Source organism: Dactylosporangium sp. NPDC050588, from assembly GCF_040654975.1.
Taxonomy (GTDB): Bacteria; Actinomycetota; Actinomycetes; order Mycobacteriales; family Micromonosporaceae; genus Dactylosporangium; species Dactylosporangium maewongense.
This window is the reverse complement of record NZ_JBFAJA010000055.1, coordinates 24962-40105: the sequence shown is the minus strand read 5'-3', so window position 1 is coordinate 40105 and position 15144 is coordinate 24962. Positions and strand designations below refer to the sequence as shown.

Here is a 15144-nt window from a genome sequence, read left to right as displayed (position 1 = left end):
CGTGATGCTGGGCGGTTTTTGCAGTGGGCTGGTGGTCGGGTGAGCTGGGGGGAGCCCGTGCCCGTGTCTGCCGCGTGCCGACTGTCTTGCCTGTGTTCGTCTGCTTGTGATCGAAGTCGCTTGGTGGTCGTCTGGGCGGCCGCTGTTGTCCTTGGATCACGGGTGGGTCGGGCAGGCGGACGAAGTCGGGCCGTGGCGCCCATCGGTTTCTTCTGCAGCGGACTGGTGATCAGGGAGTTCTGGGGAACCAGTCCGGTGCACAGGCAACCGGTGGGTCAGGCGGCGAGGGGGGTCGGGGTGTGGGCGCGGCGGAGTGCGGCGGCGAAGTCGGTGGCGGCGGAGGCGACGCGTTCGGCGCCCAGGATGGCCTGCTCCCAGGTGCCGCAGAGGCCGGAGCTGAACTCGATCTGCACGTCGCCGTCGTCGACCAGGAGGATCAGGTCGCCTTCGTCCTCGGTGAGGACGGCGCGGATGGCGCGCAGGTCGAGGGTGACGATGGGGAAGAGGTCGTCGTCCATGGCTGGCTCCGATTGGTCAGCTGCGCACATGAAGGTGGGGTACGGCGCCGCGCGGCTCGCAGCGTCGTGGTAACGGCGCCGCACCCCTGATCTGGTGGCACGGAACCGGACCGCCCAGCCCGGCCCCGCGCCTGACTCAGATAGTAGCCCAATGGCCATAAGGCCACAATATCTCCCGCCGATAGACCTTCATATGGTCGCGGTCATGATCTCCCGGAGTTCCGGCCTGGCTCTCTATCTGCAGGTCGCGGACGCGATCCGACAGAAGATCAACAGCGGTGAGATGGCGCCGGGGAGCCTGTTGCCCTCGGAGAAGTACCTCGCCGAGGAGTACGACGTCGGCCGCGACACGATTCGCGACGCCATGGCGTACCTGCGCGGCGAAGGGCTCGTGGAGAGCAAGCGGGGCTACCGCAGCCGCGTGCGGTCCAACGCGCCGCGGGAGCGGATCTGGCTGCACCAGGGCGAGGTCGTCTGGGCCCGTATGCCCACCCCGCAGGAGAAGAAGGAGCACGGCCTCGGCGACGGCGTGCCTGTCCTGGTCGTCGGCGACAAGTCGTTCCCGGCGGACCGCTTCGAGTTCGGGCGAGAGTAGCGCGGCTAGCACAAGGCCGGCCACTGAAGCAAAGCCAGCCGTAACGCGGATCACCCGTTATTGAGTTGGTGAACTCTGCCCCGCGAACCGATGCTTGTGGCAAGCAAGTATCGCGACGCAGGGACGAGGATCCGTGGACGACGACGCCGAGCTGGCCGAGCACGCCGCCATCGGGCGGCAGGTGGGGCGGTTCATCCGCCTCTCCGAGCGCTTGTTCGCCACGCTCAAGTGGAGCGACGCGGGCCGTGGGCTGGAGCGCCCCGCGTACGTGCTGCTGAGCCGGATCGCGGTCGACGGGCCGTTCCGGTTGTCGGCGCTCGCCACCGAGGTCGCGCTGGACCTGTCCACGGTCAGCCGGCAGGTCGCCGCGCTGGAGTCGGCGGGGCTGGTGCGTCGCGCGACGGACCCGACCGACCGCCGTGCCAGCCTGGTGGAGGTCACCGACCTCGGCCGCGACGTGTTCGCGGAGAACAAGGCCCGTTGGCTCGCCATGTGGCAGGAGCTGCTCGCCGGATGGACGCCCGAGGAGCGGCAGATCTTCGCCGCCCTTTTCACGCAACTGAACCAGACGCTGGCCGAGAAGCTGCCAGGAACAAGCTCCGAAAGGGACGCTCGATGACCACCGTCGCGCCGCCGGAACAGGCCCGGCCGCAACTCGCCCATCGGCAGATCATGCTGCTGATGGGTGGTCTCATGACCGGAATGCTGCTGGCCGCGCTCGACCAGACCATCGTGGGCACCGCGTTGCCGACCATCGTCGGTGACCTCGGCGGGCTCGACCACTACTCGTGGGTCGTGACCGCGTACCTGCTCGCCTCGACCGCGTCGACCCCGCTGTACGGCAAGATCAGCGACCTGTACGGCCGCCGCCCGGTCCTGCTGTTCGCGATCTCGACGTTCCTGGTCGGCTCGCTGCTGGCCGGCCTGTCGCAGGACATGACCCAGCTGATCGCCACGCGCGCCCTGCAGGGCATCGGCGCCGGCGGTCTCATGACGCTCGCGTTCACCATCGTGTCCGACGTCGTCGCGCCGCGGGAGCGCGCCCGGTACCAGGGGCTCTTCGGCGCCGTGTTCGGCATCTCCTCGGTGGCCGGCCCGCTCGTCGGCGGCTACTTCGCCGAGACGGACTGGCGCTGGATCTTCTACATCAACGTGCCGCTGGGCGTGTTCGCGCTGTTCGTGTGCAGCCGGGTGCTGCGCCTCGTCCCGCACGTCCGGCGGGACCACAAGATCGACTACCTGGGCGCCACGCTCATGGTCGCGGCGGTCAGCGCCTGGCTGCTCGCGCTGTCGTGGGGCGGCAACGAGTACGCGTGGGGCTCGCCCACCATCCTCGGGCTGCTGGCCGGCGGTGCGGTGCTGACCGCGCTGTTCATCGTCGCCGAGGGCCGCGCCGAGGAGCCGATCCTGCCGCTGCGCCTGTTCAAGCGGGCGACGTTCTCCCTCGCCAACACCGCGACCTTCATCCTCGGGTTCGCGATGTTCGGCTCGATCATCTACGTCCCGCTGTACCTGCAGATCGTCAAGGGTGCTTCGCCGACGCGCTCGGGCCTGCTGATGCTGCCGATGATGGCGGGCGTCATCGTGACCTCGATCGTCGCCGGGCGGGTCATCAGCGGGATCGGCCGGTACAAGTGGTTCCCGGTCGCCGGCACCGTGATCATGGGCTCGGGGCTGCTGCTGTTCACGACGCTGCAGGTCGACACGCCGCTGTGGCAGGCGTTCATCTACATGACCGTGATCGGCGTCGGCCTCGGCATGGCCATGCAGCCGCTCATCCTCGCCGTGCAGAACGCGCTCGACCTGCGTGACATGGGCGCGGGCACCAGTGCCGCCACGTTCTTCCGGTCGCTGGGCGGCTCGGTCGGCGTCGCCGCGCTCGGCGCGCTGATGAACAACAAGCTGGCGGCGCAGATGAGCGACAGCGGCATGAAGGGCGTGTCGATCAACGCGCCGGCCGAGGTCCGCAAGCTGCCGCCGCAGGTCCTGGAGGCGGTCGAGCACGTGTTCGTCAACGCGCTGCACCCGGTGTTCCTCGCCGCGGCGGTCGTCGCGTTCGTCGGCACGGTGATCACGATCGCGCTGCCGGACAAGCCGCTGCAGGGCGGGGCGCCGCAGCAGACCGACAGCGAGGAAGCCGCGGCCGAGATGGAAGCCAAGGCCGCCGCGTTCTGACACAGGAACCCCGGAGCTACTCACCAGTAGCTCCGGGGTTCCGTTGTGAGCCACCGCACATTAGCGTGCAGTACATGCGCAGCACGATGATGCAGACACCCCTCCTGATCTCCCGAATTCTGCAGCACGGGGCCACCGTCCACGGCGACTCCGAGGTGGTCACCTGGACCGGTGCCGACGGCCGGCACACGTCATACGCTGAGGTCGGCCGCCAGGCCGCCCGCCTCGCCCACGCCCTCCACGACGACCTCGGGGTCACCGGCGACGAGCGCGTCGGCACGCTCATGTGGAACAACGCCGAGCATCTGATCGCGTACCTGGCGGTGCCGAGCATGGGCGCCGTGCTGCACACGCTCAACCTGCGGCTCTTCCCCGAGCAGCTGATCTACATCGCCAACCACGCCGAGGACCGGGTCGTCATCGTCGACTCGACGCTGATCCCGCTGCTCGCCGGCGTGCTGCCGCACCTGACCACGATCCGCCACATCGTGGTCGTCGGCGACGGCGACGCGTCGAAGCTGAGCAAGGACGGCGTCGAGGTCCACCGCTGGGACGCGCTGCTGGACGGCAAGCCCGACACGTACGACTGGCCCGCCGTCGACGAGCACGACGCCGCCGCGCTCTGCTACACCAGCGGCACCACGGGCAACCCGAAGGGCGTCGCCTACTCGCACCGCTCCATCTACCTCCACTCGATGGAGGTCTGCATGGCGGAGAGCTTCGGGCTCGGGCCGAAGGTGCGCGACCTGTGCATCGTGCCGATGTTCCACGCGATGGCGTGGGGCCTGCCGTACGCGGCGATGATGAGCGGCGCCTCGCTGATCATGCCCGACCGTTTCCTGCAGGCGGCCCCGCTCGCGCAGATGATCGCCACGGAGAAGCCGACGTTCGCCGGCGCCGTGCCGACGATCTTCACCGACCTGCTGGCGTACCTGGACGCCAACCCGACCGACACCTCGTCGCTCAAGGAGGTCGTCATCGGCGGCTCGGCCTGCCCGCCGGCGCTGATGCACGCGTACTCCGAGCGGCACGGCATCGAGGTCATCCACGCCTGGGGCATGACGGAGATGTCGCCGCTGGGCTCGGTCGCCCGGGAGCCCTCCGGCGTCGACGGCGCCGAGGCGTGGGCCTACCGGTACACCCAGGGCAGGCTCCCGGCCGGGGTCGAGGGCCGCATCGTCGGGCCCACCGGCGAGGTCATGCCCAACGACGGCACGGCCGTCGGGGAGCTGCAGGTCCGCGGCCCGTGGATCACCGCGCAGTACATCGGCGAGGACGGCCCCGACCCCGACAAGTTCGAGGACGGCTGGCTGCGTACCGGCGACGTCGGCACCCTCTCGCCCAACGGCTACCTGACCCTCACCGACCGGGCCAAGGACGTGATCAAGTCCGGCGGCGAGTGGATCAGCTCCGTCGACCTGGAGAACGCGCTCATGGCGCACCCCGCCGTGCTCGAGGCGTGCGTCGTCGGCGTGCCGGACGACAAGTGGGGCGAGCGACCCCTGGCCACGATCGTGCTCAGGGAGGGCGCGAGCGCCGACGCCGGGACGCTGCGCGACTTCCTCGGCGACAAGGTGGCGCGGTGGCAGCTGCCGGAGCGCTGGTCGTTCATCGAGGCGGTGCCGAAGACGAGCGTCGGCAAGTTCGACAAGAAGCGCGTCCGCGCCGACTATGCGGATGGTGGCCTCGAGGTGGTACAGATCAACGGGTGAACCGCACGGCGAAGATCGCGCTTGTCGTCTCCGGCGCCGTCCTCGCCTGCGTGATCGCGGCCTGTGGCGTGGTCCTGGCACTGAGTGACCTGGTGCCGGGACTCGCCGGCTGCGACGAGCTCGACAAGCCCACGAAGACCGGGATCATCACCTCGACGACCCGCATCGAGCAGCAGTGGCCGCAGCTCGCGCCGATCCAGCAGGTCCACTGGCAGGAGCACGAGGCCAGGGCGCGGTCCTGCCCGGAGATCGGGCCGATGGACTACACGATGGACGGGTTCGCGGTGCTGACCGCGGAGCGGGCCCAGGCGCTGCCGGCGACCACGGCGGCGGAGGCTCCGGACGTGCCGGAGGACCTCCGCCCCTTCGCGCCCGCCGGTGCCGCATGGCTGCGGGTCGACGGCACCGACCTGCTGCTCGACAAGGCCTCCTCGACGGTCTATTTCACCCGTACCACCAGCTAGGCGGACTTCCTCGCCTTCGCTGGGGTGACCTTCTTCGCGGGCGTCGCCTTCTTCGCCGCGGGCGCCTTCTTCGCCGGGGCCCGCTTGATCGGGGTCGCCTCGGCCACGTCGTCGTCCTTCGCGGCGGTGCCCTTCGTGGCGGCGGTCTTCGCGGCCTTCTTCGCGGGCGCCGGGGCCGGCTCGCCGCGCGCCGCCTTCGCCCGCTCCACGGATGCCCGCAGCGCCGCCATCAGGTCGACCGCCGCGGCCGGCGCCTCCTCGGTCTCCTCCGGCTGGACGACCTCCCGGCCGGCCACCTTCGCGTCGATGACCTCCTGCAGCGCCTCGCGGTAGTTGTCCGTGTACGTCGACGGGTCGAAGTCCGCGGCCATCGACTCGATCAGGGAGCCGGCCATCGCCAGCTCCGCCGGGCGCGCCGACACGTCCTCGTCGAGGATGTCGAACTTCGCGGCCCGGATCTCGTCGGGCCACAGCATCGTGTTGAGGACCAGCACGTCCTCGCGGACCCGCAGCGTCGCCAGCTGCTCCCGCTGCCGCAGCGCGACCTTGACGATCGCGACCCGCTCCGTGTTGGTGAGCGCGTCGCGCAGCAGCGCGTAGGGCTTCGCGGCCGTCTTGTCCGGCTCCAGGTAGTACGCCTTGTTGTAGAGGATCGGGTCGACCTGCTCGGCCGGCACGAACTCCAGCACCTCGATCGCCCTGCTCGTGGTCAGGGGCAGGTCGGCGAAGTCCTCGTCGGTGAGGATCACCATCTCGCCGCCGCCGAGGTCGTACCCCTTGGCGATGTCGTCATACGCGACCTCCTCGCCGTCGATCGAGCACACCCGCTTGTACTTGATCCGGCCGCCGTCGTCGCGGTGCACCTGGTTGAAGCGGATGTCCTTCTCTTCCGTCGCCGAATACAGCCGGACGGCGATCGACACGAGCCCGAAGGAGACCGCGCCTTTCCAGATCGCGCGCATTAGGGGATCCCTTTCCGCAGCGTGTTGACCTCGGAACACCAGCTTCGCATCGAATCGACCTCCACGCGAGGAAGTCGGCGGCGAACTATCGTGGGGTGATGGGGACCGGGCCGCCCGCACCGATGCTCGCCTCGACCGGCCCGCTTCCGACCGGGCCGGGCTGGTCGTATGAGTTCAAGTGGGACGGCATCCGGGCGATCGCCGTCGTCACCGCCGGCGTCACCCGCCTCTACGCGCGCAGCGGGGTCGAGGTGACCGCCGCCTATCCGGAGCTCGCGGCGATCGGCGAGGGCCTCGACGACACCGTCCTCGACGGTGAGGTCGTCACCATGGACGAGGCCGGCCGGCCGTCCTTCCAGCTGCTGGCCGAGCGGATGCACGTGCGCGAGCCGGCCCGGGCCGCGCGGCTGGCGGTCGCGTTGCCCGTGTCCTACCTGGCGTTCGACGTGCTGAGGGCCGCGGGCAAGGATGTGCTCGCATCGCCGTACACCAGCCGCCGACGCATCCTCGAAGGGCTCGCGCTGGGGGCGCGGGCGGTGATCCCGCCGTGCTTCGACGACGGCCCGGCGACCGTCGCCGCCAGCCGCAACAACGCCCTCGAAGGCGTGGTGGCGAAGCGGGCCGGATCGCACTACCACCCCGGCCTCCGCTCGCCGGACTGGGTGAAGGTCAAGCTGGAGGAGAGCTGCGAGTTCGTCGTCGGCGGCTGGCGGCCCGGCAAGCGCGCCCTCGGCGCCCTGCTCGTCGGGGTGCCGGCGGCCGGTGGGCTGCTCGCCTTCAGCGGCCGGGTCGGCGGGGGGATCTCCAACGCGGCCGAGCGCGCACTGCTGGACGCGCTGCGTGACCTGTCGGTGCCGCAGCCGCCCTTCGCCGGCACCGTGCCCCGCGAGGACGCCCGCGGCGCGACCTGGGTCACGCCGACGCTGGTGGTGGAGGTGAAGTTCAGCCACCGTACGCGCGACGGGCGGCTCCGCTTCCCCCGCTTCCTGCGCCTGCGGCCCGACCTCACCCCTGCGGACGTCGCTGCTTCGGGCGGCGTCGATGCCTGACAAGGTCCGGGTCGAGGTCGAGGGGCGGCACCTCGACCTGACCAACCTCGACAAGGTCCTGTACCCGCAGGTCGGCTATACCAAGGGCGAGGTCATCGACTACTACACCCGCATCGCACCGGTCCTCCTGCCGCACCTCACCGGCCGGCCCCTGACCCGCATCCGCTACCCCAACGGGGTCGACGGCATCAGCTTCTTCGAGAAGAACGCGCCGGCCGGCACGCCCGACTGGGTCCGCACCGTCCGGCTGCCGGTGCCCGGCTCCAGCCGCGGCCGCGAGACCATCGACTTCATCGTCGTCGAGGAGCTGGCTACGCTGGTCTGGCTGGCGAATCTCGCCGCGCTCGAGCTGCACACCCCGCAGTGGCGCGTCGCCGCCGACGGCTCGCCGCTCAACCCCGACCTGCTCGTCATCGACCTCGACCCCGGCCCGCCGGCCACGCTCGCCGACTGTTACGAGGTGGCCCTGCTGGTCCGGGACCGGCTCGCCGCCGACGGCCTGGAGCCCGCCGCCAAGACCTCCGGCCGCAAGGGCATGCAGCTGACCGCCGAGCTGTCCGGCGAGGAGACCGCCGACGAGATCAGCGCGTACGTCAAGGACGTCGCCGAGGAGCTCGCCCGCCTCCGGCCCGACCTGATCGTGGCCCGGATGGCGAAGCAGCTCCGCCCGGGGAAGGTCTTCATCGACTGGAGTCAGAACAACGCCTTCAAGACGACGGTCGCGCCGTTCTCGTTGCGCGCGGGTGCCCTGCCGACGGTCTCGGCCCCGCTGACCTGGGACGAGGTCGCCGAGGGCGCGCTGACCATCGCCGACCTCACCCCTTCCGTCGTGTTGGACCGCACCACCGCCGGGTCGTGACGGCGGGCCGTCGGTACCGCGGGACCGCGGCGGCGGGCCTGGTGGCTCAGCGGCGCAGGGCTTCCAGGAGGCGGTCGATGTGGGCCTCCGTGGTGCCGAGGCCGAAGCTGGCCCGCACCGCCTGGGGCGGCACCGGCGCCGACGGGGCGATCCTGGCCGTCGCTTCCGACAGCAGCCGCCGGGTCAGCGGATGCGCGCAGAACAGCCCCGTCCGCACCCCGATCCCGTGGTCCCGGCCGAGCGTCGTGGCCAGCGCGCCGGGGTCCTCGCCCAGCACCGCGAACGACACGATGCCGACCCGCTCCGCGTCCGCCTCGAACAGCCGCAGCTCCTCCACGTGCGGCAGCCGCGCCAAGCCCGCCCGCAGCCGTGCCACCAGGGCCCGCTCCGCGGAGTGGTCGGCGGCGGCGAGCGCCCGGCACGCGGCCGCGATCGCGACGGCGCCGAGCAGGTTGGGCGTGCCGGCCTCGTGCCGCGCCGGCCCGGTCGCCCACCGGACGTCGAGGTCGTCGCCGACGCTGGCGCTCGCGCCGCCCCCGGCCAGGTACGGCTCGGCGGCGTCCAGCCAGTCCGCCCGTCCGGCCAGCACCCCGGCCCCGAACGGCGCGTAGACCTTGTGCCCGGAGAACGCCACGTAGTCGGCGCCCAGTGCGGTCAGGTCGACCGGGGCGTGCGGGGCGAGCTGCGCCGCGTCGACCGCCAGCCGGGCCCCGTAGCGGTGCGCCACCTCGGCGAGCGCCGCCACTGGCCACACCTCGCCGGTCACGTTGCTCGCCGCCGTGACGCTGACCAGGCCGCACGGCTGCCGGCGCAGCGCCCACTCCAGCGATTCCACCGCCTCCTGCGGCGAGCGCGGCGCGTCCAGGTGGAGGCTCCGCTGCCACGGCAGCAGGTTGGCGTGGTGCTCCCCGTCGAACGTGAGCACCGTCGTGCCCTCGGGCACCGCCCTGGCCAGCAGGTTCAGGGCGTCGGTGGTGTTGCGGGTGAAGACGACCGTGTCGCCGTCGCGGCAGCCGATGAAGTCCGCGACGGTCTCTCTGGCCTGCTCGTACTCCCGCGTGCACCGCTCCGAGAGCGCGCCGGCGCCGCGGTGGACGCTGCCGTAGAACGGCAGGAGCTCGGCGACCGCGTCGGCGACCACCCGCAGGCACGGGGCGGTCGCGGCGATGTCGAGGTTGGCGAAGTCGACGCTGCGGCCGTCGCGCAGCTTCACGTCACCGGGGGACAGGATCGTGGACATGGCAGAGTCCTCCGCTCGCGCTTGCCCGGACACACCGCGTGCCGGACCGTGTCATCACCCGGGGCACCCCGCCGCGAACGCGAGGGTTGCCGGCCAGCAAGCCGGGGCTTTAGCGCTGGCACTCATGACCTGGTCTCACCGTAGCGCGGATATGGTTGGCCCATGACCGATCTCCCGCCGACTGGGACGCCTCAGGATCCGGGTAACCGTGACGCCACCTTGTCGCCGTCGTCGGGTGATGTACGACCAGCGGCCGCCTCTGCCGCGCCCGAGGAACGGTCACCCTGGGCAGCTCCGATCCCCGCACCTGCCCCGTTGAGCGGCGGTCCGGTCCCGTCCAGCGGCGAGCCGGTCGCCCTGGACAAGGGGCCCGACGCATCGACCGGTGCTTCCGGCGGTGCTTCGGGCGGTGCTTCGGGCGGAGATCTTGGTGGAACGGCCGGGCAGGCCGCCGGTATGGCCGCGCCGCAGGGGTGGGACGCGGCCGGCGCCGACGTCGTGCCCAACGTGACGGAGGACGCCGCCCCCGACACCGGCGAGCAGCGCTACCCGACCGCGGCCCTCGCCCTGGCCGCCGCGCCGCCCGCCAAGCGCTCCGACCGCCGCCGCCTCTGGACGCTCATCGGCGTCATGGGCGGCATCGCGGCGTGCGGCGTCGCGCTGCTGGCGTTCTTCGGCTTCAGCGGCGGATGGACCGCCCTCGTCATCGGCGTCGGCGCGGCCGTCATCCCGGTGCCGCTGCTGGTCTCCTGTTTCCTGTGGCTCGACCGGTACGAGCCGGAGCCCGTCCGCTATCTCGTCTTCGTCTTCGGCTGGGGCGCCTGCGTGGCCACCGGCGTCGCGCTCGTGGTCAACACCGCCGGCGGGGTCCTCGCCGACAAGCTCGGCCTGTCGGACGCGATCGTGGCGGTCGTGGTCGCGCCGTTCATCGAGGAGAGCATGAAGGCCCTCGGGCCGGTCCTGCTGCTGTGGCGCCGCCCCCGGGCGTTCTCCGGCCTGATCGACGGCATCGTCTACTGCGGGCTGTCCGCGACCGGGTTCGCGATGGTGGAGAACATCCTGTACCTCGGGTACAAGGGCTACGCCGACACCGCCGAGCAGGGCGGCGCGGTGAAGGGCGCGGCGGCGCTCGTCGGCATCTTCATCGTGCGCATCCTGATGACCGGGTTCGCGCATCCGCTCTTCACGTCGATGACCGCGATCGGGCTCGGCACCGCGTCGCGCAGCTCGACGAAGGCGGTCAAGTGGCTCGCACCCCTCGCCGGCCTGCTGCTCGCGATGCTGCTGCACGGCTCGTGGAACCTCATGTCGGTGATCGCCGCCGCGAAGCCGATCATCCTGCTGTACGGCTACTTCTCCGTCATGATGCCGATCTTCCTCTGCATGGTCGGCTTCGCGCTGTGGCAGCGCGCGGCCGAGGGCAGGCTGACCGAGCGGATGCTCACCGAGTACGCGCGGGCCGGCTGGTTCTCCCCGCCGGAGGTGGCGTCGCTCGGCACGCTCGGCAGGCGGCTGTCCGCCCGCCGGTGGGCCAAGCGGGTCGCCGGCGACCCGGGTGCCAAGGCGATGAAAGCCTTCCAGTTCGACGCGACGAAGCTCGCCCTGCTCCGCGACGGCATGCGCCGCGGCCTGGACAACACGCCGGCCCGCCGGATGGAGGCCCTCGCCGAGGAACGCCAGCTGCTGACGGCGCTCGCCGCCTACCGGCAGGTCTTCGTCGGGCGCGATCCGCAGGCGCCCCTGGCGGTGTGGGACGGCAGCAGGTACCACATCACCTTCCCGGATGGGATGGTCCGGGTGCTCGCCGCTCCGCCCACCCCGGTCGTGCCCGTCCCGGTCGTCGTGCCGCCTCCGCCCCCGCCGCCGATGTACGCCGGATACCCCTACCCGTACACCTACAGATAGAGCCCCGTCGAGTCCGGCTCGACCCGCCGCGCCGCGACGGCGTGCACGTCCCGCTCGCGCAGCAGCACGTAGTCGCGGCCCTGCAGCTCCACCTCGGAGCGGTCCTCCGGGTCGAACAGCACCCTGTCGCCGGCCACGATCGACCGTACGCTGGGCCCCACCCCGACGGCCGTGGCCCACGACAGGCGCCGCCCCACCGACGCCGTGGCCGGGATCACGATGCCGGACGCGTGCCGGCGCTCGCCCTCGGCCCCTTCGAGCCGGACGAGGACCCGGTCGTGCAGCAACCGGATCGGCAGGCCCCCTTCCACATCGGACACGACGGGCGGGGTGGTGGCCGGCGGGTAACCGGCGGCTGGCTGGGCTGTCACGGTTGCGACGCTACCGCCTGGGTACGTGCGATCGCCGCGGGACCCGGACTACGGTGAAGCGTCCGGTCGGTTCGCAGGCAGTCACAGGGGGTTTCGTGGGCCGGTTCGATCAGGTGCGCGCCAATCTCCGGCGGGCGTACGAGCAGCGTCTCGAAAACGCCCGCCTCGAACGCGAGGCGATCGCCGCGGAAGTGGCTGAGGCCGAGGTGCTGCCGCCTCCACCGCCGGTCGAGCTCGACGTGATCCACTCGTCGACGATGAGCCGCGACGACGCCGAGATCCCGCGTGGCCTGCGGCTCGCCGCCGCCTGGTCGTGGCGCCTGCTGGTCCTCGTGGCGGCCCTCGCGGTCCTGCTCTGGCTGGTCAGCCGGCTCGACACGGTGCTCATCCCGCTGAGCATCGCCCTGCTGCTGTCCGCCCTGCTCGCGCCGATGATGGAGTTCCTGCGCCGCCGCGTGAAGCTCCCGCCGTCCCTGGCCGCGTTCCTGGTGCTCGTCACCGGCCTCGCCGCCGTCGCGGGCGTGCTCACGCTGGTCATCACCGAGTTCGTCGACGGCTTCCCCAACCTGGCCGACAAGGCCTCGGCCGGCGTCAACCAGATCCAGGACTGGCTCACCACCGGCCCGCTGCACCTCAACGGCAGCCAGCTCGACGCCACCTTCGACGCCGCCACCAACTGGCTCAAGGACAACCGCGGCAGCCTCACCGACAGCGCCGTCTCCACCGCCACCGCCACCATCGAGTTCTTCGCGCTGCTCCTGCTGGTGCTCTTCGTCACGTTCTTCTTCATGCGCGACGGACACCGCATCTGGCTCTTCCTCACCGGCGTCCTGCCCACCCCCGCCCGCGACCCCATCCGCCGCGCCGGCGAGGCCGCCTGGCACACCCTCGTCGCCTACGTCCGCGCGACGGTGCTGGTCGCCTTCATCGACGCCCTCGGCATCGGCCTGCTCCTGGTCATCATCGACGTGGACTTCTGGTTCCCCCTGGCGACAATGGTGTTCCTGGCCGCCTTCGTCCCCATCGTCGGCGCCACCGTCTCAGGCGCCGTGGCCGTCCTCGTCGCCCTCGTCGACGAAGGCCCGATCAGCGCCCTGGTCGTCCTCATCGGCGTCATCGCCGTCCAACAACTCGAAGGCCACGTCCTCCAGCCCCTCATCATGGGCCGCGCCGTCTCCGTCCACCCCTTGGCCGTCATCGTCGCCATCTCCACCGGCGTCGTCCTGGCCGGCATCATCGGCGCCCTGGTGGCCGTCCCCCTGGTAGCCGTCCTCAACACCGGCATCCGCCACCTGGTCCAACACCGCCACGAACCACCCCCCGACTCGGTCATCATCTCCGCAGATTGACCCTGCTCGTGCCACCGGCCAGGCCTGCCCTTCGAACCAGGCCGGCGCACCAACCGGGTGGCACTCCACCCACAGCGAGGTGACGCCGGTCGACGTGGTGATCGAAGTCCAGCCCCGGCCGCGCCGACAGCCAGCCCTGTCCATGGATCAACCAGCCACAGGAGAAGGCCACTGCGAGCGCGTGGGCCAGCGGTGAGTGAAGTTGGTGCGGTCTGCGAGGACGTCGGGGCGGAGCAGACGTTCAGAAGGCGGACGGAGTTGTGGGGGCCTGGTGACCCACGAAGTCGGCGCGGCCCGAGCGGGGCCAGGCTGAGCGGGCAGCCAGGCGGCGGATGACAATCGTTTCGATCGGCATTGTGTCGGTCGGCACGGCGCGGTGCTGGCCGGTGACGGGCTGAGGTGCGGTGGGCGGTGCCGCTGGACCGGGCAGTGGTGTTGGCCGGTGGTGGGTGCCGCGCGGTGGGCTGGGCTTGTTGGCCCGACTGGTGTGTCGAGCGGCGTGACGGCAGCGGCGATGGTTGGACGACAGCCGGCGCGGACGTGGGCCGATCCGGGATGCGAGGCAGGTCCGGCGGTGCGGCGGACGTGACCGCTGCCGGGAGTCCGGCGGTGGGCCTGTTTGTGGGGCTGGCGGCCGACGAAGGCGGTCCGGTCTCAGTGCTGTTCAGGCCCGGAGCGGCGGTCAGGCAGCGGATGGCGGCCGTTTCGATCGGCGCTGTATCGGGTTGGCACGGCGGTGCTGGCCGGTGGTGGGTGTCGTGCAATGGGCTCTGCGGGTGTCGAGCGGTGCGGCGGCAGCGGCGATGGTTGGACGGTAGCCGGCGGGGACGTGGGCCGATCCGGGATGCGAGGCAGTTCCGGCGGGGTGACGGACGTGACTGCTGTCGGGAGTCTGGTGGTGGGACTGGCGGCGGCCTACGGAGGCGGTCTGGTCCCAGTGCTGGTGAGGCCTGGAGCGGCGGTCAGGCGGCGGATGGCGACTGTTTCGATCGGCGCTGTATCGGGTCGGTACGCCGGTGGTGGGTGTCGTGCGGTGGGCTGGGTTGTTGGGCGCGGCTGGTGTGTGGAGCGGTGCGGCGGCAGCGGCGATGGTTGGACGGCAGTCGGCGGGGACGTGGGCCGATCCGGGATGCGAGGCAGTTCCGGCACGGTGGCGGACGTGACCGCTGTCGGGAGTCTGGCGGTGGGACTGGCGGCGGCCTACGGAGGCGGTCTGGTCCCAGTGCTGGTGAGGCCTGGAGCGGCGGTCAGGCGGCGGATGGCGACTGTTTCGATCGGCGCTGTATCGGGTCGGCACGCCGGTGGTGGGTGTCGTGCGGTGGGCTGGGTTGTTGGGCTCGGCTGGTGTGTCGAGCGGTGCGGCGGCAGCGGCGACGGTTGGACGGTAGCCGGCGGGGACGTGGGTCGAGCGGGGATGCGAGGCAGGTCCGGCGCGGCGGCGGATGTGACTGCTGTCGGGAGTCTGGCGGTGGGACTGGTTGTGTGACTGGCGGCCGACGAAGGCGGTCCGGTCCCAGTGCTGGTCAGGCCCGGAGCGGGTGGTCAGGCGGCGGATGGCGGCCGTTTCGATCAGCGTTGTGCCGGTCGGCACGGCGGTGTTGGCCAGTGGTGGGTGTCGTGCGGTGGGCTGGGTTTGTTGGGCTCGGCTGGTGCGTCGAGGGCGCGTCGAGGGCGCGTCGAGGGTGCGGCGGCAGCGGCGACGGTTGGACGGCAGTCGGCGGGGACGTGGGCCGATCCGGAAACGAAGCAGTACCGGTGCGGTGGCGGACGTGATTGCTGTTGGGGTGGTGTGAGCTGTTCGTGGGTTGGCGACCGGTTGAGGCGGTGCGGTCTGAGAGGGGGCGGGGCGGGCGGTCAGGTGGTGGATGGAGCGGTAGGGCAGGTTCGGTGCAGTGGCGGACGTGATTGCTGTTGGGGTGGTGTGAGCTGTTCGTGGGTTGGCGAC

The 15144-nt window shown here is 71.4% G+C and carries 13 protein-coding genes and 1 riboswitch; of the genes, 9 read left to right on the top strand and 4 right to left on the bottom strand.

Translation table 11 applies throughout. The features are described from left to right. Nucleotides 1-275: 275 nt before the first annotated feature. Nucleotides 276-518, bottom strand: coding sequence for a hypothetical protein (locus tag AB0I21_RS33720; protein WP_360567227.1), 243 nt, complete (start codon nt 516-518; stop codon nt 276-278). 205 nt (nt 519-723) lie between these two features. Here AB0I21_RS33720 and AB0I21_RS33715 point away from each other — a divergent pair, with 205 nt between their 5' ends. The 5 genes from AB0I21_RS33715 (at nt 724) to AB0I21_RS33695 (ending at nt 5464) form a co-directional block, all read left to right on the top strand. Further along, entirely contained in the window at nt 724-1113 is a 390-nt protein-coding gene (locus AB0I21_RS33715; RefSeq protein ID WP_344511454.1) for a winged helix-turn-helix domain-containing protein, read from the top strand. 133 nt (nt 1114-1246) lie between these two features. Further along, nucleotides 1247-1732, top strand: coding sequence for a MarR family transcriptional regulator (locus tag AB0I21_RS33710; RefSeq protein WP_344511456.1), 486 nt, complete (start codon nt 1247-1249; stop codon nt 1730-1732). Then, nucleotides 1729-3288, top strand: a complete 1560-nt coding sequence (locus AB0I21_RS33705; protein WP_344511458.1) for an MDR family MFS transporter — start codon at nt 1729-1731, stop codon at nt 3286-3288. Before AB0I21_RS33710 ends, AB0I21_RS33705 begins: the two co-directional genes overlap by 4 nt. A gap of 74 nt (nt 3289-3362) precedes the next feature. Then, nucleotides 3363-5000 (top strand): fatty acid--CoA ligase, encoded by a 1638-nt coding sequence (locus AB0I21_RS33700; RefSeq protein WP_360567224.1) that lies wholly within the window; start codon nt 3363-3365, stop codon nt 4998-5000. Beyond that, nucleotides 4997-5464 carry a hypothetical protein gene (locus tag AB0I21_RS33695; protein ID WP_344511462.1) on the top strand — a complete coding sequence of 156 codons (468 nt, stop codon included), beginning with the start codon at nt 4997-4999 and terminating at the stop codon, nt 5462-5464. The genes AB0I21_RS33700 and AB0I21_RS33695 overlap by 4 nt, the downstream gene beginning before the upstream one ends. Here AB0I21_RS33695 and AB0I21_RS33690 read toward each other — a convergent pair. After that, nucleotides 5461-6426: a Ku protein gene (locus AB0I21_RS33690; RefSeq protein ID WP_360567222.1), complete on the bottom strand. Its 966-nt coding sequence runs from the start codon at nt 6424-6426 to the stop codon at nt 5461-5463. The two genes, AB0I21_RS33695 and AB0I21_RS33690, sit on opposite strands and share 4 nt — an antisense overlap. Nucleotides 6427-6524: 98 nt before the next feature. On the opposite strand from AB0I21_RS33690, the gene ligD (AB0I21_RS33685) reads away from it, so the two are divergent. After that, the gene (gene ligD, locus AB0I21_RS33685; protein ID WP_360567220.1) at nt 6525-7475 is read left to right on the top strand and encodes a non-homologous end-joining DNA ligase; all 951 of its coding nucleotides are present in this window, start codon (nt 6525-6527) and stop codon (nt 7473-7475) included. Continuing rightward, nucleotides 7468-8334 carry a non-homologous end-joining DNA ligase gene (gene ligD, locus AB0I21_RS33680; RefSeq protein ID WP_360567218.1) on the top strand — a complete coding sequence of 289 codons (867 nt, stop codon included), beginning with the start codon at nt 7468-7470 and terminating at the stop codon, nt 8332-8334. The genes ligD (AB0I21_RS33685) and ligD (AB0I21_RS33680) overlap by 8 nt, the downstream gene beginning before the upstream one ends. Before the next feature lie 46 nt (nt 8335-8380). On the opposite strand, the gene AB0I21_RS33675 is transcribed toward ligD (AB0I21_RS33680), so the two are convergent. Continuing rightward, the gene (locus AB0I21_RS33675; RefSeq protein ID WP_360567216.1) at nt 8381-9574 is read right to left on the bottom strand and encodes an aminotransferase class V-fold PLP-dependent enzyme; all 1194 of its coding nucleotides are present in this window, start codon (nt 9572-9574) and stop codon (nt 8381-8383) included. A gap of 12 nt (nt 9575-9586) precedes the next feature. Further along, a riboswitch (SAM riboswitch) is annotated at nt 9587-9704 on the bottom strand. 326 nt (nt 9705-10030) lie between these two features. On the opposite strand from AB0I21_RS33675, the gene AB0I21_RS33670 reads away from it, so the two are divergent. Then, on the top strand, nt 10031-11479 hold the full coding sequence (locus tag AB0I21_RS33670) for a PrsW family intramembrane metalloprotease (protein ID WP_360567214.1): 1449 nt from the start codon (nt 10031-10033) through the stop codon (nt 11477-11479). Here AB0I21_RS33670 and AB0I21_RS33665 read toward each other — a convergent pair. Next, nucleotides 11470-11799: a co-chaperone GroES gene (locus tag AB0I21_RS33665; protein WP_360567297.1), complete on the bottom strand. Its 330-nt coding sequence runs from the start codon at nt 11797-11799 to the stop codon at nt 11470-11472. The two genes, AB0I21_RS33670 and AB0I21_RS33665, sit on opposite strands and share 10 nt — an antisense overlap. 146 nt (nt 11800-11945) lie before the next feature. Between AB0I21_RS33665 and AB0I21_RS33660 the strand changes: the two genes are divergently transcribed. Further along, complete coding sequence (locus AB0I21_RS33660) at nt 11946-13199, top strand: AI-2E family transporter (RefSeq protein WP_360567212.1); 1254 nt, start codon at nt 11946-11948, stop codon at nt 13197-13199. Nucleotides 13200-15144: the final 1945 nt, after the last annotated feature.